Genomic DNA, 19731 nt, shown 5'->3' with positions numbered 1-19731 from the left:
GCGATAAAATGGGAGCAGTCGGAGTAACGCCATCTTCCCAAGGGGCAGCAGGCGTCGCGCGAGCGGCATGCGCTCGGATAGCCTAGCCGAGCGAGGCACGCCTAATGGGTTGTGGATGTGATGGGTTGCGGATCCCGCCTTCAGGGTCTCAGTCGGAAGTAGAGCCCTGAATAGGTCTCGACATGGCATTCCGGATGAAACGGCACGTCGAGGCTGCGCGGTTTCTCCCATGAATCCACGAGCTCGTAGCCGAGCGCGAGCAGGCCATCGATGAAGCGCGCACGTGCCGCGACGCTATAGGGGCAGAACGAGACCTGATCCGTTCGCGTGATGACGGACTGGATCGTGACGAAGGATCTGTGGGCATGGAGCGGCGTCCGCTGGACGATCACGTGCCGCGGACGTTTCCGCCAGGCGTTCAGCCGCTCGTGCAGATAGTGCTCGGGCAGATACTGCAGCGAGCCAGCCGCGAGCAGGATGTCCATGCCGCAGCCGTCATCGACGGTATTGGTGAAGCGCGGGCGTGGCGTGGGGTGCCGAGCCGATAGCGCCTGCCCCGCCTGGGTAATGTGGGGCAGGTCGAAGACGGTCCAGCGGAATTCGTCCGGGAAGGCGAGGTAGTGATCATACTGGCGAAAAGCGTGCCCGACATAGCCGCCCAGATCGAACAGTGTCCGCGCGCCTTCGTCGAGAGCGCTGCGCAGCCACAACAGAACCGGATATTCGGTCGCCGGCATCGGCTCGAAGCCGCCGGCCATGGTTGTGTAGTGGTCGATGTCGGCCATGGCAGTGTGGTCGAAGCCCGCGAGGCCGGCTGGAAGAGCGCGCTCGGCGGCCTGAAAACTGTCATATCGGCCGCTGTAGCCGCAGTGGTATCTCCCGGCGCGAAACCGGGCCTGGTAGAATCGTTGGCGCAACTGGGCGATGCCGGGCCAGCTGAGCGAAGCCGTGCGGGCCGCCAGCCGCAGGTTTTGCTTCAGGGCGTGCATGACCGTCACCGATCAAGCCTCGCTCGCTCGCGTCGTCTGGGGGCGGGCACCCGGCCTGGACGACTCTGCTTTGCCCGGCGGCAGGATTGCGGTCGCACCGGCAGGCTCCGATCGCAGGGACAGCGCCCGCCCTACCAGTCTTGCTGCGGGCTCTGCGAAGAGCACCGCCAGGGCGAGCAGCAGCAGGAGCACGGTCGATCTCAGGCGGCTTGGCGCGGATGTGTGTTGCGGAGTGACGGAGGGGCGAGGGGGCGGCGTCTCATGCAGCGCATGCCGCTGCGGTGCCCGCCTGGCGGGCGCCCCAAAAGCCGCTTTCGTGAGCTCGGCGCCTCCCTCGTCGACCGCGAGCCAATGTCTCGCGAAGGCAGCATGCCGGACCGCCGGAAGCGACGGGGAGGGGCGCTCGCTGCTATTGCCTTCCCGGCTGTGCTTCTCCGAGCTCGTCAAGGATCTCTCCGTTTCAACAAGTGGAGTGTCTCCTCTGCTTTGCCGCTTTGGATCGGTCAGCCGGTCATAGAGAAGAGATCGCATCGGTCGCGGGGATGATCATTGTCGTCACAGCCCAGCGGGCGCCTCTCGGCATGAGCTGCAGCGTCGGTCATTGCTGGCTGGCGAGACCGGTGAGCGAGCGCATCGGCGTCTGTGCCTCTCCGCCTGGAATTCTGCTCTCGATCGCGCGCGCCTTCGGGGCGACCTGGACGATGTCGCCAGGTTGCAGGGAGGTTTCGAATTTCGCCTGGATCGTCACCGGCGTGAGGCCGGCCTGCCGCGTGATCCGGATATCCCAGTCGCTCGCGGCGCTGGAACCTTCGCTTGCGATCATCCGGCGGCGCCGGCTTTCGGCGATCTCGCGTGCGACCGGAAGGCTGCGTTCAACTTCGAACATCTTCTGCCGCGTTTCCTGGAGCTCCAGCACCACGCGGCGCATATAGGTCGTGTCGAGCTCGCGCAGCCGCAGCGTCAGCTCACCCTTCGCGGTTTCGCTCTTCGCGAGCTCGGCCCGGATACGGGCGGCATCGCTGCGGGCACGGGCATGTTCGCGCTCGCGCTCGACCTGCACGGTTCGTAGCGCATGACCGCTCACGGCGAGCTTGTTGTACTCTGACGATTGCTCCTTCGTCAGCTCGACCTGACGCTCGGCCAGCTCGCCCTGTTCCGTCAGAGCGGTCCTCTCGGATGCGAGCCGTGCGACCTGCTGGCTCAACAATTCGCGCTCGCCCTCGCGCGCCCGGCGCTGGAAGTCTAGGATTTCCTGCTCACCAGCCAGGAGCTGGGCGCCGGCCGATGCGGTTCGCGGATCGGGCAGGAGCTGTTTCACGCCGTCGCGCTCGGCTTCCAGCCGGAGGCGCCTTGCCATCAGCGTCTGGAGGGAGGCGTTGAGCAGATTCTCGCGTTCATCGGCGAGCAGAAGCTCGGATTTGAGGACCGCGAGCGACTCGTCGCCGACACGATAGCCGCCTGCCAGCGCGACGGCTCCCAGAACATTGAGCCCGTGCCGGAACGGATAGGTTCCCGGCGAGCGCACCTCGCCCATGATGTAGATCGGCTTGAGCTCGGCGACCCGCAGGCTGACGACTGCATCCTTGAGATAGCCGTCCATGAGCGCGCTGCGGATCCGCGCTTCCGCTTCCATTGCCGTGAGCCCCGCGACCCTTATGCGCCCGGCCAGGGGCATATTGACCGTGCCCGACCCGTCGAGCACGAAGTCGCCGGAGAGGTCCGTCTGGCCGAAGACCGAGATTGTGACCTTGTCGCCGATCGAGAGCGTTTCGGCGGCATCACGCTCCGCCGCCGATACCATCGACGCCACGAAGATCATGAGAGCGGACAGGACCAGGAGAAGGCGCCAGAGACCGTATTGTCCCGGTTGGCCGGCATAGGCCGGCAGTCTGGATGCAGGGTGAGAAACCCAGTGATGAATCGATGCGTCCGACATCAGCTTCGACCGTCCTGCCATTCACATCTCGCAAGGAGATGCGGGCGAGGATGTCAGGACCGGCTCTGCTTTCCGCGTTGGCATTCAGGCCAAGGCGCGTCGCGACGGGATTAATCCTATCGTCCAGGACGACCGCGCCGCTGCGTCTGGACGCAGTGTCGCGTCGCGGGGGAAGTAGCCCTTCCTTGTTGCCGCCGGGAAGCTCACCTCCCAAAGCGTCCTTTGAGAATGAGGCGCTTGCAGCAAAGCTTTCTGCTCCATCCCGTGCACGATCCGGCGGAGTTCAGACATGCAGAAGCGCATTCTCGTCACAGGCGGCGCCGGTTTCCTCGGTTGCCATCTCTGTGAGCGCCTCGTCGCCCAGGGCCATCAGGTCCTCGCGGTCGACAACTACTATACGGGACGTCGCGAGAATCTGAGCGCGCTGCTCGGCCAGCCCAACTTCGAGACGGTGAGGCACGATGTGACCTTCCCGCTCTATCTTGAGGTCGACGAAATCTACAATCTCGCCTGCCCGGCCTCGCCGGTGCACTATCAGCGCGATCCCGTGCAGACCACCAAGACAAGCGTGCTCGGCGCGATCAACATGCTGGGCATGGCCAAGCGGCTCGGCATCCCGATCCTGCAGGCCTCGACCAGCGAAATCTATGGCGATCCTGATGTCCATCCGCAGGTGGAGGATTATCGCGGGCTCGTCAGCATCAGCGGCCCGCGTGCCTGCTATGACGAGGGCAAGCGCTGCGCCGAGACACTCTTCTACGACTACAAGCGGCGCCACGGCGTGGAGATTCGCGTCGCGCGCATCTTCAACACCTACGGCCCGCGCATGAATCTCGAAGATGGCCGCGTCGTCTCGAACTTCATCGTCCAGGCGCTGCGCAACGAGCCGATCACGCTTTACGGCGACGGCAAGCAGACCCGCGCCTTCTGCTTTGTCGACGATCTGGTCGAGGGGCTGATGCGGTTGATGAACGTGACCCAGCCGCTGGATACCGCGGTCAATCTCGGCAACCCGGTCGAGACCTCCATGGCCGAAATCGCAGATATGATCATCGCGCTCACCGGTTCGCGCTCGCAGATCGTCTACAGGCCGCTGCCGCAGGACGACCCGCGCCAGCGCTGCCCCGACATCACCAAGGCGCAGGAGCTGCTGCACTGGGCGCCGAAGGTGCCCTTGCAGGAAGGGCTCGAGCGAACGATCGCCTATTTCGACGGCGTGCTGTCGAAGCTGCACGATCCCGTGCGGCGGGTCGAGGTCGCGAGGGCGAGCTGATGACAGCCCAAAACCCGCTTCCACGCGCCCGCATCATGGGCGTGAATGTCAGCGCCATCACCATGGCGGATGCTCTGCGCACGGTTGAGGATTGGATCGGACGGAAGGCCCACAACTACGTCTGCATCACCGGCGTGCATGGCGTGATCGAGAGCCAGTCGGATCCGAAGCTGATGGCGATCCATGAGGGCGCCGGAATGGCCACCCCCGACGGCATGCCCCTGGTCTGGATGGCCCGCAAGCTCGGTCACAGACGCACCGAGCGGGTCTACGGCCCTGAGCTGATGCTGCGCCTCTCGGCCCTGTCGGCCCAAAAGGGCTACCGCCAGTATTACTTCGGCGGCGCGCCGGGCCTTGCCGAGCGCCTGCGGGAGCGCCTCACCGAACGCTTTCCCGGGCTTGCTGTCGCCGGCACGTTCTCGCCGCCGTTTCGGCCGGCCTCTGCCGATGAGGACGAAGAGACCGTGCGCATGATCAACGCGGCCAGGCCGGACATCGTCTGGGTCGGGCTCAGCACGCCCAAGCAGGAATACTGGATGGCCGGACATCTCGGCCGGATCGATGCACCGGTCATGATCGGCGTCGGGGCCGCCTTCGATTTCCTCGCCGGCACCAAGCGCCAGGCCCCGGCCTGGATGCAGAAGCGCGGGCTCGAATGGCTGTTCAGGCTGTTGTCGGAGCCGCGTCGGCTCTGGCGCCGTTATGGCAAGATCGTTCCGCAGTTCATGCTCGGCGCCAGCCTGCAGCTGCTGCGGGGGAGGACTGCGCTAGAGGCGGATAACCCCAAGAGATAGGTCGTCTCAAAGGGGGTATAGTTCGGTTTAACCACCTGATTTAAAAAGATAAAAACGCTATCACTGAATTCCATTTCTCAGTGGAGCGAAGTAATGTCCAATAAATCTGTGCTGGTTACGGGCGCCGGTGGCTTTATCGGTTTCCACCTTGTCAATTATCTCAAGGATCGAGGCTATTGGGTCCGAGGGGTCGATATCAAGGATCCAGAATACCAGGCCAGCTCGGCGGACGAGTTCCGCCTTCTCGACCTGCGCGAGATGGAGGATTGCCGCGAGGCCGTCCACGGCATGGACGAGGTCTACAACCTCGCCGCCGACATGGGCGGCATCGGCTACATCTCCGGCGCGCATGCCTCGATCACCTACAACAACACGATGATCAGCGCGCAGATGCTGAAGGCGGCGCACGACGCCAAGGTCAATCGTTTCCTGTTCTCGTCTTCGGCCTGCGTCTACCCGCAACATCTCCAGGACGTGCCCTCGGTCGTGCCGCTGAAGGAGGACGATGCGTTCCCCGCCGATCCCGAGCCCGGATACGGGCTGGAGAAACTCTACACCGAGAAGCTGTGCGAGTACTTCACGGAAGATTACGGCTTCCAGACCCGGCTGGTCCGTTTCCACAATGTCTACGGGCCGCTCGGCACCTGGGACGGCGGCAAGGAGAAAGCGCCGGCCGCCATCTGTCGCAAGGTCGCGCTGGCGAAATCGGGCGATCCGATCGAGGTCTGGGGCGACGGCAAGCAGACCCGTTCCTTCATGTATATCGACGATTGCGTCGAGGGCATCTACCGGATCATGCGCTCGGACTACTCTCGTCCGCTCAACCTCGGCACGGATGAGCTGGTCGATGTCAGCGGCCTCGTCGACATCATCGCCGGGATTGCCGGGAAGACGATCCACAAGCGCTTCAACACCAACCGCCCGCAGGGCGTGCGCGGCCGCAACAGCGACAACAACCGCCTGCGCGAGGTGCTCGGCTGGGAGCCCTCGATCCATCTCGGGCAGGGACTGATCCCGACCTATGCCTGGATCGCAAGCGAGGTGAAGGCGAGGGCCGAGCGCGAGGCTGGGATCGAGCAGATCCCCGCGGTCGCGGCGCAATAGCACCTTCGCCTGTCTGCGTAGCCGAACGAGACCTCCCGGGGAGCTTGCCATGCCGGACGTTGTCACGACTGTCGTGCCCACTGCGATCGGCCTGGCAAAGCCGGGTTGGCGGCTTGGCGTTAATGTCGCTCCAGCAACGCGGCGGCGACTGGTCGCTTCCGCGCTGCTGGGTGGAGATCTCGTCACGCTGACGATCGTCGCGGGCGTGCTGCAGCTCGGCGCGGCGGTGGCGACGTCCGATACGGATACCAACATGGCAGGGTTGATCATGGTCTGGGCGCCGCTCCTATGCGGTGCCCTGGCCTGTTTCGGATTGTACGGCTCGGAGCGGGCCGAGCCGGTCGACCGCCTGCGGCGGCGTACGCTCGGCAATGTCGCCGCTGCGGCGGCGGTACTCGTCTGGCTCATCGTCGACGAGCCGTCCAATCACCTCTGGGGCTTCGTAGTCGCCGGCGCGGGTCTGTCCGTGCCGCTCGGTTACTATATCGAGGCACTGATCCGGGGCGGGCTGCTTCGGCGTGACTTATGGACCGCCCCGACCGTCCTCTACGGGACGATGCCGGCATGCATGGCCCTGGCGCGCGAGTTGGCCTTGCGGCCGGAGCTCGGTCTCAAGCCGGTTGCCATCCTCCTGGATGAGGAAGCCGATGCGCTGTGGGATGCCGCGGAGATTGCAGGTCTCCCGGTCATTACCCGCAGCCAGGCCAATATCATCTCGTCGGGGATCGAGGTCGCCCTGTGCGCATCGGGCGATCTGCATGCTGAGAAGGCGGATTGGCTGGCACGGTTGCCATTGCGCCAGATCTTCGTCGTCCATGACGCATCGACGCTCCAGGTCCTGAATCCCCAGCTGCGGGCCATGGGCGGATTGCTTGGCCTCGAACTGCGCAGTGCTATCCACATGCCGCGCAACCTGCGCCTGAAGCGGGTGCTCGATCTCATCGTCGCAGTGCCGCTCGCCTTTCTGGCTTTGCCGGTGATCGCCGTGCTCGCGCTCGCGGTGAAGGCGGTTGATGGCGGGCCTGCTTTCTACACACAGCCGCGCGTCGGCCGGAGCGGCCACGTCTTCAACGTCTACAAGCTGCGCAGCATGTATGCCGACGCCGAGGCGCGGCTCGCCGCCCACCTCGAAACCGATGTCGCGGCGCGGCAGGAATGGGAGCGCTTCTTCAAGCTGTCGAACGATCCCCGGATCCTGCCTGGGATTGGACAGTTCATTCGCCGCTCGAGCCTCGACGAGCTGCCGCAACTCTGGAACGTCCTGCGCGGCGAGATGAGCATCGTTGGACCGCGGCCGTTCCCCGCCTATCACAATCAGTGCTTCGACACCGCCTTCCAGGCGCTGCGGACCAGCGTGCCGCCTGGCCTGACCGGTCTCTGGCAGGTCACGGACCGAAGCGATGGCGACCTTGCCGTCCAGAAGCGGCAGGACAGCTTCTACATCCACAACTGGTCGGTCTGGCTGGATTTCTACGTGCTGCTGCAGACCGTTCCGGCCGTCCTTCTCGGGCGAGGGGCGAAATAGCGCGCAGGCGTCTTCCGCCGGAGCTGGCCGCCCGCGGAGCGCGGCCAGCCTCGATCGGCATCTCGAGTCAATCACCAGGCGAGGCACGGGACCATGGATCTCTTCAACGACATGCGAGCCCACCGCGCCCCGGCGACGCTCGCCAAACATTATGATGCGGTGACCTTCGACTTCCTCGCCATGCTCTGGAGGAAGCGGCTGCTGATCCTCGCCGTCACCTGTGCGGCCATGCTGGCGGCAAGCCTTTTCCTGATGGTGACGCCGCAGCGCTACACCGCCGATCTGGTGCTTCAGTTCGATTTCACGCGGGAGGATAGTGGCGGCGGCGGCAAGGCGAGCAGCGTTGCGCTCGATGCGTCGACGCTCGTGGAAAGCGAGGCGCGCATCATCCGCTCGCTTGCGACGGCCCGTGCCGTCGCTTCGCGCCTGGGCCTCGACAAGGCGACGGCAGCTCCACCCTCGTCGCTGTCCAGTCTTTTCACCGGAGCTGCCGAGCTGATCTTTCCATCGTCCGTCCGCAGGACGCTGCGGAATCTCGCCGGTTTCGATGGGGGGGCGGCTGAGCCGACGCCGCGCGATATCGCTGCGCAGAAGCTGCTCGCATCGCTCGGTGTAAGCAACGATACGAAGGCCTATCTCGTCACGCTGACCTACCGCGATACCGATCCCGACCGCGCGGCGCTGATCGTCAACGCCTTCGGCAACGAGTATCTGCGCCGCAAGATGGAGGCCACCAGCAACGCCTCGCAGCGCTCCAGCCAGTGGTATGGCGCTCAGGCGCAGGAGGCGCGCGCCAATCTCGGGAGGATCGACAAGGAGATCGAGACCTTCCGCATCAGAACTGGCTTCGTCGAACTCGGGCAGGATGGCGCCGACATCCAGCAGCAGCAGCTTCGCGATATGCTGGCCCAGCTCAACACGGTGTCGGCCACGCGCCTCGCGGAGGAGACCCGGCTGCAGCGTGCGCAAGTCTCTCTCGCCGCAGGCAATATTCCCCAGACGGCCGACCTCGGCGGATCGCCGGTCGTGCAGCAGCTCCTGGACGAGGAGGGCAAGGCACGCCGGGCTCTCGACGAGATGGTCGCGGTCTCGGGCGAGCGGCATCCTGCCGTGCAGCGGCTGCGACTGTCGTTGGCGGCTGTGCAGGAGCGGTTGCAGAAGCAGTTGGCGCAGTCCGTCGCCAACATCGAAACCGATGTCGCGGCCGCCCGTGCTGCCGAAGCGGCGCTGCATGGGCGCGTCGCGGCGTTGCAGACCAAGTCGATCGAGGCGAGGGGCCTGGAAGGCCAGCTGCGGACCTTGCAGGCCGAAGCAACGGCCGCACGCGACCGCCTGAAGCAGCTTTCCGATGCGCATCAACAGGCGAGCGCGGTGAGCGAGCTGCGGCCCATCATCGCCCAGATCGTTGCACCGGCCGATATTCCCTCGCTGCCGAGCTCGATCAAGCCGTCGCTGGTACTGGGGCTTGCCTTGATGGGAGGGCTCACAGCGGGCGCTGCACTCTCCTACATGCTGGAGAAGCGCGATCGTGGCTTCCGCAGCGAGAACGAGTTCGCTGCGGAGATCCGAACCAATTGCGTCGGCCTTCTCCCCAATCTCGAGCATTACCCGGGCGGGCTGGAGAGCCTGGTCTTCGCCGAAGCGGTGCGGTCGATGGTGGCCGAGCTGTTTCCGTCCAGCAATCCGCCGAAGTTCGTGCTGATAACCTCGTCCGCGCCGGGGGAAGGCAAGTCCTTCGTCGCATCCGCCATGGCGCGCGTGCTGGCGATGATGGGACAGCGGGTCCTGGTGATCGACGGCTCGCCCCGGCGTCTTCTGCTGGGCCAGAACTTCCCGCATGAGGCATTGCTCGACCAGTGCTTGCCGCAGGTCGGTGATGCGGGTGGGCCCGGTACGAGCCCGGTCGCCACGGTTCGGCGCGCCTCCGGCCTACGCGACAGCCAGAACGTCTATTCGAACCCCGCTTTCGAGGCGATGCTGCGCGAGGCGCGGGCGCGCTACGACGTGATCCTGTTCGAAGTGGCGCCTGTGCTGCTCTCTGCCGATAGCGCCTTGTTGCGTGAGCACGCCGATACGGTGCTGCATGTCGTCAAATGGAACGACACGCTGAAGAGCACCGTCTCCGCAACGCTCGATCACCTCGCCAGGCTGGGACTGGACGTCGCAGGCGTCGTGCTCAACGGCGTCGATCTTGAGGAGCAGGGCCGCTACGAGGTGTCCGATCGCGGGCGGGTCTATCGCAACTACAAGTCGTTCTATCAGGCCTCGGCATGAGCAGGCGCGCGCATCGCTATGCGGCGCTCCTGGCGACCCGGGATGTCGGCGGGCCTTCGTCACCTCATGGCGGAGGTTTCAGCTGCCGGAGTTGCGGATCTCCCGCCGTTCACTTGCCGAGCGATCTGGCGGCCGAGGCACTCGTGATCTGTGACGGCTGCCAGCGCCCGATCGCGACTCTGGCTACCTTCCGGGCCTATGTCGATCGCCTGGCCGCGGGTGCTCAATTTTGCGATCACCACCTGACGGTGTGCCATTCGGACACGCATGAGCCAATCCATCAACAGGCGGGGACGCCGTGACGGAAGAAGCAATCCATTGATGTAGTGTATCAAAACAGGACGAATAGTTCGAATGAACTAATCCTTCCGAGCACCAATTTATTGGCTCGGGTAGTATCGAATCACAGCTCAGGGGTATCTAGGCGCCGTCACACTTAGAGTGTTCGCGCCAAAAAAGGAGCCCCTTTATGGCCACAATTTACGTCTCGCCGACTGGAAACGACAAAAATACTGGACTCGACGAAACGTCGTCTTTCCAGACGCTGGAGCGGGCGCTTGAAGCCATGCACCAGAGCGCTGGTGCCGATACGGTCTACCTCGGTGGTGGTACCTATTATGTGAAAGATGCCCTTCATCTGACGGCTGCCGATTCCGGCTCCTCCTTCGTGGCGACGTCCGGGGAGAAGGTCGTGATCAGCGGCGGCACGCCGGTGACCGGCTGGACCAAGGGCGCCGACGGCATCTGGACGGCTCATGTCGACGCGGATCAGGTCGAGCAATTCACCGTCAATGGGGTGAAGCAGACCGAAAGCCGTTTTCCCAATGTGGATCCGGACGATCCGATCCAGGGCGGCTGGCTCTGGGCGAAGGACCTGCCGAACGGCTACGATCCCCAGAAGTCGATGGCGTTCAATCCGTCGGATTTTCCGGCTGGTCATGAGCCCAAGGTCGGCCAGACGATCTCGGTCTTCGCCGAGAACGGTTATGCCAACGACAAACTGACCATCGCCTCGATCCAAGGCAATGTGATCACCTTCACATCGGAGGCCAATTACGACCTTGGCCCCGCAAGCCGCTTCTACGTCTCTGAGGCTACGCCGGACGATGTCGGCGAATGGTCCTACGATAGCGCGACGCAGACCATCCGGTTCAAGGCGCCCGAGGGCTTCACCGGTGAAGGAGGCGTCGTTTCCGACGACCACAGCCTGTTCGTCGTCGACGGCGCCAAGAATGTCACCTTCAAGGGCCTGACGTTCACCGACACCGCGGCGAAGGCAGGAGACCCCGATACTGCGGCGATCGAGGCACATGACGCGACCGGGCTGAAAGTGGAAGGCAACCACTTCATCAATGTCGGCGTCGGCGTTGCGCTGCATGGCGACAGCAGTGGAAATCTGGTCTCGGGCAACAGTTTCGAGCACATCTGGTCGAGCGCCGTTGCGCTGACGCCGGGAACGAGCGGAAATCAGATCTCGAACAATGTCATCGATCGTTCGAACGAGGTCTTCGTTCAGCATGGCTCGATCTCCATGGAGGAGTCGGCGCGCAATCAGATCGATCACAACACGATCACCAATGTGCCGCGCTTCGGCATCGCGGAGATCAACTACGATCCCGGCAATCCGTCGGGCGGTAACACGATCGAGTACAATGATATCCGCCATTCCGGCCAGCAGACGCCCGATGTCGGCGCCATCTACCTGTTCTCGGCTGACGACTCTGGCGCGGCAGGGGACATCATCCGCTACAACAACATTGTCGACACCGGCGGCCTGAACACGAAGGATGGCGGGTTCGCCGAGAACTGGAGTTCCGGCATCTATCTCGACAACATGGCGAGCAACGCCCAGATCTACGGCAACTTCATCCAGGGTACGACGTTCAGCGGCATTCTCATCCATGGCGGGTCGGGCAACCAGATCCACGACAACACGCTTCTGGACAACGGCAAGTACGGGATTTCGACGATCGTTGCCGATGATCATCCGATCTCGGGAAACCAGACCTACCAGAACTTCATCGAGGTCTCGGAAGACGGCAGCAACACGATCGATACCGATCAGACCGATCCGCGCCTGATCCACGATAACGTCTACTACAACCCCAATGGCGGCGAGTTGACGGTCGCCGACCTTTCGTTGACGGGCTTCCAGCAGCGCGGCGGCGATACGGGCAGCGTCATGACGAGCGACGGCGGCTTCGTCAATGCCGGGACTGGTGATTACACCTTCAAACCCGGATCGGCGGCGTTGGCGCATGGTATCGAATCGGCGCCATTCGCGTCCATCGGTGCTACTGGCGTCGTCACGGCCCCCGATGTCGATGTGCCTGTAACGCCTCCGAGCGGGGGCGGCACCCCACCGGTTACGCCAGAGCCAGAGGCCCCGGCCAATGGCGGTACGCCGCCGGTGACGGAGACCCCGCCGGTGACAGCAGAACCGGAAGCCCCGAGCAATGGCGGCACGCCGCCGGTGACGGAGATCCCGCCGGTGACGGCAGAACCGGAGGTTCCGAATAGTGGCGGCACACCGCCAGTAACGGAGGTCCCGCCGATCACCGCCGAGCCTGAAACACCGCAAGTCGAGACGCCGGTCTCAAATCCCCCCGACGTGATCACGATCCCCGAGGTGACAGTGCCCGATACCCCGACAAATTCGGGCGGGCACCATGGCTGGGGCGGCTTCGGCGGTGGGCGTGGCTGGTTCCAGGACAACTGGACCCAACGCGGTGACGATGACGGTGGTGGCCGCAACTGGTTCCAGCAGAGCTCGACAAGCCGCGATGACGGCGGCGAGCGTGCCGGCGGCCGCAACTGGCTGCAGGACTTCCGGTCGCAGGACGATGATGGCGACAATCACGCCTTGAACCACGCCAGTCACTGGCACTGGTAAGCGGGTCCGGCCCGCGACGACCCGGCTCCGCGACGGAGCCGGGTCGTGAAGCTTCAAAAAACTCCGGCTCGCCACGAATTGTTGCCGTCCGATCGGTGGCTGCGGGCCGGCTTTACTCTTTTGCGCCCGATGATCGCGCCAGGGAAACCGACGAATGCTCTCGCAAACGGTCCGCAAGCTGACGCCCGCATTTGCTTCGCTCTTCGGGCTTTCCTTCGTACTCAATCTCTTCGTCTTCGTCTCCCCCCTCTACACGATGCAGATTTACGACCGGGTGCTGACGAGCCGGAACGGCACCACGCTCCTCATGTTGTCTCTGATCGTGCTCGCTTTGTTCGCCGCTTATGCCGCGCTCGAGCATTTCCGCAGCCGCGCGCTCGTCCAGCTCGGCCTGTGTGTCGATCGGGCGCTGTCCGAGCCGGCTTTCGACGCCGCCTTTCGCGGTGCACTCGATGCGAGGAATTCGCCGACCCTGCCTATTCGTGACGTCGAAACCTTGCGGGCGACGCTCTCCGGCAGCCTCGTGCCGGCGCTCATGGATGCGCCCTGGATTCCGATCTATCTTGGCCTCTGTTTCATTCTCCATCCTGCGATCGGCCTCGTCGCCACGCTCGGAGCGGTCGCGATCCTGGGCGTCGCGCTGCTGAACGAGCGCATCACCAAGGGCTCCCTGATTCAGGCATCGGAGCTTGGGCACGGGGCGAGTGAGCGGCTGACGGCCTCCCTGCGAAACGCCGAGGTGATCAAGGCGCTCGGCATGGGACAGGCCATTCACGGCGAATGGCAACGCCAGCGCGGGCAGGCGCTCGCATTTCATACGATTGCCGCCGATCGGGGCGGAACCCTGCTGGCGGTGACGAAGCTGTTGCGCCTGGCGCTTCAAAGCGCGGTGCTGGGCGTGGGGGCCTATCTCGCGATCAACCAGAACATGGCGGCGGGGGCGATGTTCGCCGCATCCTTGATCATGGGCCGGGCACTTGCTCCGATCGAGGGCGCCGTCAGCCAATGGAAAAGCTTCGTCTCGGCCCGCAGCGCCTTCCAGCGGCTCGGCACGACGTTGAAGGCGCCGACGGATGGTACCAAGCCCATGACCTTGCCGCATCCGGCCGGTTCGTTGCGGGTCGAAGGCCTGAGCGTGCGTGCTCCGAGCGGGAACGCCCTGCTGCTGCACAATGTCTCGTTCGAGGTCGAACCGGGCGAGATCGCAGCTGTCGTCGGCCTCACCGGCTCGGGAAAATCTACGCTGGCTCGGGCTTTGGTCGGTGTCTGGCAGCCGGTTCAAGGCGTCGTCCGCCTCGACGGCAACGACATCCGCCACTTCTCCGATGAACAACGCGGCGGTGTCCTCGGCTATCTGCCACAGGATGTGGAACTCTTCGCAGGAAGCGTGCGCGACAACATCACCCGCTTCGATCCTGCCGCCACGGACGAAGTCGCCGTCGCCGCTGCATCCGCCGCCTCGGCGCATGAGCTGATCCAGGGCTTTTCCGATGGCTACGCAACCCAGATTGGGGAGGGCGGGGCCATCCTGTCCGGTGGGCAGCGGCAACGGATCGGGCTGGCGCGGGCGCTCTGCGGCCAGCCGGCACTGGTGGTTCTCGACGAGCCGAACGCCAATCTCGACATGGACGGCGATGCTGCGCTGGGACGGGCCCTGGCGGGCCTGCGTGCCGCCGGCGCGATCGTCGTCGTGATCACCCATCGACCGCAGCTGCTGTCGCAGGTCGACAAGATCATTCTCATGCAGAAGGGCCAGGCCGTCAGGGTCGGCCTGCGCGACGAGATTCTGCCGGTGCTGCTGCAGCCTGGCGGTGGCGCCCGCATCCAGCCGCCGCAGCGCGGCCAGACAGGGCAGGTGGAGCCGCTTTCGGCGGCAAGGTGGGCGCGTCGATGAAATCTTTCTTGAGGCAGATGAAACCCGTCCTGACGCAGATGATGCCTTCCCTGGCCTGGCCAGAATGGCGCCGCCGTTTCGAAGCGGTGCCGGCGGTTGCAAAGCAGTGGCTCGAGCGGGCCCGTGCGCCTGTAGAGGGTAGCGGCGATTGGCGCAGTCCGGTCCGAAAGGGTTACGTCGTGGTCGCCATCGCGCTGGGCGCCGGCGGCCTCTGGTCGGCGCTCGCACGCCTTGATAGCGCCGTTGTGGCGCATGGCAGCGTGGTCGTGGAAAGCGATCGCAAGGCGGTCCAGCACCTCGAAGGCGGTCTCGTCGAATCGATCGCGGTCCGCGATGGCGCCGAGGTCAAGGCCGGCGAGATCTTGGTGCGCCTTGATGCGACCCACGCGGCCGCGCAGCGCAGCGTCGCGCGGCTCGGCGTGATGCAGGCGCTGGGTGAGGAAGCGCGTCTCACGGCCGAGATCGACCGGCTCGATCGCATCACCTTCCCGAGCGAGCTGGCCGAGGCCATCGACATCAAGGAAGCGCGCCGGATCACGATCGATCAGGAGCGTCTGTTCAAGGAACGCCAATCCGCCCAGAAGCTCGAAGTCTCGATCCTGAAGGAGCGGCTGACGCAGTCCGAGAGGCAGTACCAGTCGACCGAGGCGCAGCGCGACTCGACCGTCGGACAGGCGGCCAGCATCAACGACGAACTGACCAATCTGCGACCTCTGGCCGACAAGGGTTATGTCGCTGCGACGCGGATCAACCCGCTGAAGCGCTCGCTCACCGAGCTCCAGGGGCGCACTGGCTCGCTGGAAGCGGATTTGTTGCGCTTGTCGGTCGCCACTGACGAAATCCGGCTTCAGATGGGCCAGATCGGCCTTCGCGCCGTGGAGGAGGCCTCGACGAAGCTTGCCGAGTGCCGGGTCAAGCTCGCCGACGCCCGCGAAAAGCTGCGCATCGCCGAGGATGTGCTGGCGCGCTCGGAAGTTCGCGCGCCGCGTGCCGGGCGGGTCGTCGCCTCGAAGGTCCATACGGTCGGCGCGGTGGTCAAGCCGGGCGAGACCCTGATGGAAATCGTGCCGCAGGACGACGAGCTGATTGTCACGGCGAAGGTCTCGCCTATGGATGTGAACAATCTTCGTCCGGGCATGGCCGCGGAAGTGCGTCTGCCATCGTTCAAGGGCCGAGCCACGCCCTTCACCGTCGGCGAGGTGAAGTCCATCGCGGCCGACGCGCTGCGCGACGAGGTCCTGCAGCAGATGGTCTATGAGCTGCGCGTCAGCGTCTCGGCCGCGGGCTTTCCGCCGAAGATCAGGGCCAAACTCAGGCCGGGCATGCCGGCCGAGGTCTATGTGCCGACCGGCGAGCGCACCGCGATCGCCTATTTGATGCAGCCGCTGACCGATTCGATGCGCTCCAGCTTCAGGGAGGAGTGAGGCCAGAAAGGGCTCGCTCGCCTCTATGCCCGCCCGCCGCGCGGCACTGACGAACCGGATCGACTGAGGACTGGCAAGCGAACGCCCGCCATTGAGCGGGCGTTCGCTTGTTCGTCAAATTAGTGTTGACTAATCAATTAGCGATTGCTAATTGATTTTCCCATGATCCAGACCGCTCCCGTCTCCAGCGTCATGCGCGCACTCGCCGATCCGACGCGGCGGGCCGTGTTCGAGCGGGTTTCCGCTTGCGACGAGATTACGGTCGCCGAACTGACCCGCGGCAGCGGGGTGACGCAGGGCGCCGTCTCCCAGCATCTCAAGGCTTTGAAGCTGGCCGGCCTCGTCGCCGAGCGCCCGGACGGCCGCAACGTCTTCTATCGCGCCGAGCCCGAGGGACTGGCGCCGCTCGTCGATTGGATCGGCCATTACGGCGTCTTCTGGCGCGAGCGCTTCGCCAACCTCCGCACCCTTCTCAAGGAGATCGATCCATGACCGCTCTCGACCTGCAGCCTGCCACGCAGGAGATCGTCGTCGATGAAATCCTCCCGCATGCGCCGGAGACGATCTGGAAGGCCCTGACCTCCAGCGCCCTGATCGCACGCTGGATCATGGAGCCCTCCGGCTTCGCTCCCGTCGAGGGGACGCGTTTCACCTTCAAGACGACCCCGGCAGGCGCCTGGGACGGCACGATCCACTGCCAGGTGCTGAGGGTGAGCCCGAACGAGCGCCTGGCCTATTCCTGGAAAGGCGGCGACGACGGCAATGACGGCTACGGCTCCCGGCTCGACACCGTCGTCACCTGGACGCTGTCCAGGGCGGCGAACGGCACGCGCGTGCGCCTCGTCCATTCCGGCTTCGAGCTGCCGCGCAACGAGGCTGCGTTCACGAATATGGGCCGTGGCTGGCAGACCATTCTGCCGCGTCTCGGCGAGATCGCCGGCGAACAGGGCTGACAGGTCGGCCGCCCCAGACCTTTCGAGGAGATGACGATGACCCATGCCTACAAGGGCGGCTGCGCCTGCCGCGCGATCCGCTATGAGATCGCGGCCGAGCCGGTCGAGAGCAATGACTGCCAGTGCCGCCAATGCCAGCAGCAGAGCGGCACCGGCCACAGCTCCTATCTGAGCTTCGTCGGCGCGCCGGTCACGGTCGAAGGCGAGGCGACGACCTGGGACGTCGTCGGGGAGGGTGGCACTGTCAAACGCTGCGCCTTCTGCCCGACCTGCGGCTCACCCGTCTATCTGACCTTTCCGGACATTCCCGACCTGTTCATCGTACGTGCCGGCAGCCTCGACGAGCCCGGCCGCTACAAGCCGGAGATGGTGTTCTGGCATTCGGTCGCCCAGCCCTGGGACCATCTGCCTCCGGGCATCCGGAAACATGAGAAACTACCGCCGCGATAACCGCAGGCGGCCTCGGCCTGTCCGTGCTCAATAGGGCAGGCCGACATAGTTCTCCGCGACGCTGGTGAGCGCGGCCTGCGACTGCGCGAGATAGTCGAACTCGGCCCGCCTGATGCGCTGGTCGAAGGCGCTCGCTTCTGGGAAGAGATGGAGCAGGTTGGTCATCTGCCAGGAAAAGCGCACCGCCTTCCAGACCCGTGCCAGTGCCCGGCCCGAATAGGCGTCGAGCCCGGCATCGGAGCGCTCGGCATAGTGCTCGCGCAGCGCCTCGAACAGGTAGTGCACGTCGCTCGCCGCAAGGTTCAGTCCCTTGGCGCCGGTCGGCGGTACGATGTGGCCGGCATCGCCGGCGAGGAAGAGTCGGCCAAAGCGCAAGGGCTCGGCGACGAAGCTGCGTAGCGGCGCGATGCTCTTCTCCAGCGACGGTCCCGGCGTTACCGCCGCCGCGACCTCCTCGGGCACGCGCCGGCGCAGTTCGTCGAAGAAGCGCTCATCCGACCAGGCCTCGACCTTCTCGTCGAGCGGGACCTGGACATAGTAGCGGCTGCGGGTCTGCGAGCGCATCGAGCACAGCGCGAAGCCGAAAGGCGAGCTGGCATAGACCAGTTCATGCGCGGCCGGCGGCTGGTCGGTGAGCAGGCCGAGCCAGCCGAAGGGATAGACGCGCTCGAAGGTCTCGATCGCGCCTGATGGCACCGAGGCGCGGCAGACGCCGTGGTAGCCGTCGCAGCCGGCGATGAAGTCGCAGGCGATCTCGCGCCGCTGGCCTTCGCAGGTGAAACTGACGCGCGGCGAGGCGCTGTCGAAATCGTGCAGCTGGACGTCCTCGGCCTCGTAGAAGGTCGTGGTGCCGGCCGCCTGCCGGGCCTCCATCAGGTCCTGCGTCACCTCGGTCTGGCCATAGACCGTCACCTGCTTGCCGGTCAGGCCTTTCAGGTCGACGCGCTGCAGGCGCCCTTCGAAGGCGAGCGAAAAGCCGTCATGCGGCAGGCCCTCTTCAGCAAGGCGCGCACCGACGCCAGCCTCGTGCAAAAGCTCGACCGTGCCCTGTTCGAGCACGCCGGCCCGGATGCGCGACAGCACGTAATCCGTGCTCTTGCGTTCGAGGATGACGTTATCGATGCCCTGGCGGGTCAGCTTCTGTCCCAGCAGCAGGCCGGACGGTCCGGCGCCGACGATGACGACCTGGGTGCGCATGGCGTCCTCCCGCACAAATCGAGGTCTCGCTGAGCCCCGGTACTTTCGCGTAAAAGTGCCACCGCTGTTGCTTCATTGGAATGGAGCTTTTACCCAACCTCTTGGACTAAACGAACATCTGGTGGCTTGATGACGCTCGTTTCAGTGCCCGCCTACTGGCTCTATGACGAGCCGCGGGATCAGCGCTTCCCCGATGCGCTGCATATCGAGCGCATCAGCGCCCGCAGCGCGCCGCGCGACTGGCGGATCGAGCCTCATCGCCACCAGGACATGGCCCAGTTCTTCCTGCTTGCGACTGGCGGCGGGCTGGTGCGGATCGACGGCGAAGATCACCGGCTCATCCCCGGGACGATCCTCCTGCTGCCGCCGCTGGCGATCCACGAGTTCCGCTTCGAGCCGGATACCGAAGGCTTCGTCGCCAGCGTCGCGACCTCGACGCTGACGCCGCTGGTCGAGGCCGAGCCTGCGCTCGGCGCTGTCCTTGGCGAGGCGTTCGTCGACAGGCGAGGGCCGAACGACGGCAGCATCGTCGAGCTCGCGGCGGCGATGGAAGCGGCGCTTGCCGAGTTCGGCCGCAACCGCGGAAGCCGCGAGCTCGCGCTGGCTGCCCATGCGCGGCTGATCGCGATCTGGTTTTCCCGAGCTGCGCGCTCGCACGCGGTGGCGAACAGCGGCGTGAACGATGCGCGCGCGGTGCTGGTCAGGCGCTTCATCGAGCGCGTCGAGAGCCATTTCCAAACGCACGAGCCGCTCGACGCCTATGCGCAGGCCCTGGGTGTCACCGGCCCGCATCTCACTCGCGTCTGCCGTGAGGTGCTCGGCCATTCGGCGATGCGGGTGATCCAGGGCCGGCTGATGATCGAGGCGCGGCGCGACCTCGTCTACACCCGTTCGCCGGTCTCCCAGATCGCCTTCAGGCTCGGCTTCACCGACCCGGCCTATTTCTCCCGCTTCTTCGCCGCGCGGGCGGGGATGTCGCCGTCGGAGTATCGGGCAGCGGGGTGAGGGTGGTTGTCTTTGTTCTT

At 65.0% G+C, this 19731-nt stretch carries 15 protein-coding genes; 12 read left to right on the top strand and 3 right to left on the bottom strand.

Annotated elements, in window-relative coordinates; genetic code table 11:
• Nucleotides 1–140: 140 nt before the first annotated feature.
• Entirely contained in the window at nt 141–989 is an 849-nt protein-coding gene (locus ACSQ3M_RS05265) for a methyltransferase, TIGR04325 family (RefSeq protein ID WP_436148996.1), read from the bottom strand.
• A gap of 598 nt (nt 990–1587) precedes the next feature.
• Nucleotides 1588–2946, bottom strand: coding sequence for a polysaccharide biosynthesis/export family protein (locus ACSQ3M_RS05260; protein WP_436148995.1), 1359 nt, complete (start codon nt 2944–2946; stop codon nt 1588–1590).
• A gap of 268 nt (nt 2947–3214) precedes the next feature.
• On the opposite strand from ACSQ3M_RS05260, the gene ACSQ3M_RS05255 reads away from it, so the two are divergent.
• The 11 genes from ACSQ3M_RS05255 to ACSQ3M_RS05205 all read left to right on the top strand — a co-directional run bounded on the left by ACSQ3M_RS05255 (nt 3215) and on the right by ACSQ3M_RS05205 (nt 17509).
• Entirely contained in the window at nt 3215–4198 is a 984-nt protein-coding gene (locus ACSQ3M_RS05255; protein ID WP_436148994.1) for a UDP-glucuronic acid decarboxylase family protein, read from the top strand.
• Nucleotides 4198–4992, top strand: coding sequence for a WecB/TagA/CpsF family glycosyltransferase (locus tag ACSQ3M_RS05250; RefSeq protein ID WP_436148993.1), 795 nt, complete (start codon nt 4198–4200; stop codon nt 4990–4992). Before ACSQ3M_RS05255 ends, ACSQ3M_RS05250 begins: the two co-directional genes overlap by 1 nt.
• A 93-nt stretch (nt 4993–5085) precedes the next feature.
• Nucleotides 5086–6096 (top strand): NAD-dependent epimerase/dehydratase family protein, encoded by a 1011-nt coding sequence (locus ACSQ3M_RS05245; protein WP_436148992.1) that lies wholly within the window; start codon nt 5086–5088, stop codon nt 6094–6096.
• Between the two features lie 49 nt (nt 6097–6145).
• Nucleotides 6146–7621 carry an exopolysaccharide biosynthesis polyprenyl glycosylphosphotransferase gene (locus ACSQ3M_RS05240; protein WP_436148991.1) on the top strand — a complete coding sequence of 492 codons (1476 nt, stop codon included), beginning with the start codon at nt 6146–6148 and terminating at the stop codon, nt 7619–7621.
• A 93-nt stretch (nt 7622–7714) separates the two neighbouring features.
• Entirely contained in the window at nt 7715–9895 is a 2181-nt protein-coding gene (locus ACSQ3M_RS05235; protein ID WP_436148990.1) for a GumC family protein, read from the top strand.
• A gap of 469 nt (nt 9896–10364) precedes the next feature.
• Nucleotides 10365–12788, top strand: a complete 2424-nt coding sequence (locus ACSQ3M_RS05230) for a right-handed parallel beta-helix repeat-containing protein (protein ID WP_436148989.1) — start codon at nt 10365–10367, stop codon at nt 12786–12788.
• Between the two features lie 154 nt (nt 12789–12942).
• Entirely contained in the window at nt 12943–14682 is a 1740-nt protein-coding gene (locus ACSQ3M_RS05225; RefSeq protein WP_436148988.1) for a type I secretion system permease/ATPase, read from the top strand.
• A 17-nt stretch (nt 14683–14699) separates the two neighbouring features.
• Nucleotides 14700–16106 carry an HlyD family type I secretion periplasmic adaptor subunit gene (locus tag ACSQ3M_RS05220; RefSeq protein WP_436149293.1) on the top strand — a complete coding sequence of 469 codons (1407 nt, stop codon included), beginning with the start codon at nt 14700–14702 and terminating at the stop codon, nt 16104–16106.
• Nucleotides 16107–16268: 162 nt separating this feature from the next.
• A complete protein-coding gene (locus tag ACSQ3M_RS05215; RefSeq protein WP_436148987.1) occupies nt 16269–16598 on the top strand; it encodes an ArsR/SmtB family transcription factor in 330 nt (109 codons plus the stop codon).
• Nucleotides 16595–17059 (top strand): SRPBCC family protein, encoded by a 465-nt coding sequence (locus ACSQ3M_RS05210; protein WP_436148986.1) that lies wholly within the window; start codon nt 16595–16597, stop codon nt 17057–17059. Before ACSQ3M_RS05215 ends, ACSQ3M_RS05210 begins: the two co-directional genes overlap by 4 nt.
• Before the next feature lie 36 nt (nt 17060–17095).
• Nucleotides 17096–17509 carry a GFA family protein gene (locus tag ACSQ3M_RS05205; RefSeq protein ID WP_436148985.1) on the top strand — a complete coding sequence of 138 codons (414 nt, stop codon included), beginning with the start codon at nt 17096–17098 and terminating at the stop codon, nt 17507–17509.
• A 27-nt stretch (nt 17510–17536) separates the two neighbouring features.
• Here the strand turns inward: ACSQ3M_RS05205 and pobA are convergent, their stop codons facing one another.
• On the bottom strand, nt 17537–18706 hold the full coding sequence (gene pobA, locus ACSQ3M_RS05200) for a 4-hydroxybenzoate 3-monooxygenase (protein ID WP_436148984.1): 1170 nt from the start codon (nt 18704–18706) through the stop codon (nt 17537–17539).
• Between the two features lie 129 nt (nt 18707–18835).
• Between pobA and ACSQ3M_RS05195 the strand changes: the two genes are divergently transcribed.
• Entirely contained in the window at nt 18836–19711 is an 876-nt protein-coding gene (locus ACSQ3M_RS05195) for a helix-turn-helix domain-containing protein (protein ID WP_436148983.1), read from the top strand.
• Nucleotides 19712–19731: the final 20 nt, after the last annotated feature.

The sequence above is a fragment of the Allobosea sp. LjRoot90 genome, from assembly GCF_964254315.1.
Lineage (GTDB): Bacteria > Pseudomonadota > Alphaproteobacteria > Rhizobiales > Beijerinckiaceae > Allobosea.
Note: the sequence above shows the minus strand (reverse complement) of the source record. Positions and strands in the feature narration are given on the sequence as shown.

Excerpts from the sequence above, each read along its gene's own strand:
- ACSQ3M_RS05265 (WP_436148996.1), bottom strand. The coding sequence starts at position 989 with ATGCACGCCCTGAAGCAAAACCTGCGGCTGGCGGCCCGCACGGCTTCG.
- ACSQ3M_RS05260 (WP_436148995.1), bottom strand. The coding sequence starts at position 2,946 with ATGGCAGGACGGTCGAAGCTGATGTCGGACGCATCGATTCATCACTGG.
- ACSQ3M_RS05255 (WP_436148994.1), top strand. The coding sequence starts at position 3,215 with ATGCAGAAGCGCATTCTCGTCACAGGCGGCGCCGGTTTCCTCGGTTGC.
- ACSQ3M_RS05250 (WP_436148993.1), top strand. The coding sequence starts at position 4,198 with ATGACAGCCCAAAACCCGCTTCCACGCGCCCGCATCATGGGCGTGAAT.
- ACSQ3M_RS05245 (WP_436148992.1), top strand. The coding sequence starts at position 5,086 with ATGTCCAATAAATCTGTGCTGGTTACGGGCGCCGGTGGCTTTATCGGT.
- ACSQ3M_RS05240 (WP_436148991.1), top strand. The coding sequence starts at position 6,146 with ATGCCGGACGTTGTCACGACTGTCGTGCCCACTGCGATCGGCCTGGCA.
- ACSQ3M_RS05235 (WP_436148990.1), top strand. The coding sequence starts at position 7,715 with ATGGATCTCTTCAACGACATGCGAGCCCACCGCGCCCCGGCGACGCTC.
- ACSQ3M_RS05230 (WP_436148989.1), top strand. The coding sequence starts at position 10,365 with ATGGCCACAATTTACGTCTCGCCGACTGGAAACGACAAAAATACTGGA.
- ACSQ3M_RS05225 (WP_436148988.1), top strand. The coding sequence starts at position 12,943 with ATGCTCTCGCAAACGGTCCGCAAGCTGACGCCCGCATTTGCTTCGCTC.
- ACSQ3M_RS05220 (WP_436149293.1), top strand. The coding sequence starts at position 14,700 with ATGAAACCCGTCCTGACGCAGATGATGCCTTCCCTGGCCTGGCCAGAA.
- ACSQ3M_RS05215 (WP_436148987.1), top strand. The coding sequence starts at position 16,269 with ATGATCCAGACCGCTCCCGTCTCCAGCGTCATGCGCGCACTCGCCGAT.
- ACSQ3M_RS05210 (WP_436148986.1), top strand. The coding sequence starts at position 16,595 with ATGACCGCTCTCGACCTGCAGCCTGCCACGCAGGAGATCGTCGTCGAT.
- ACSQ3M_RS05205 (WP_436148985.1), top strand. The coding sequence starts at position 17,096 with ATGACCCATGCCTACAAGGGCGGCTGCGCCTGCCGCGCGATCCGCTAT.
- pobA (WP_436148984.1), bottom strand. The coding sequence starts at position 18,706 with ATGCGCACCCAGGTCGTCATCGTCGGCGCCGGACCGTCCGGCCTGCTG.
- ACSQ3M_RS05195 (WP_436148983.1), top strand. The coding sequence starts at position 18,836 with ATGACGCTCGTTTCAGTGCCCGCCTACTGGCTCTATGACGAGCCGCGG.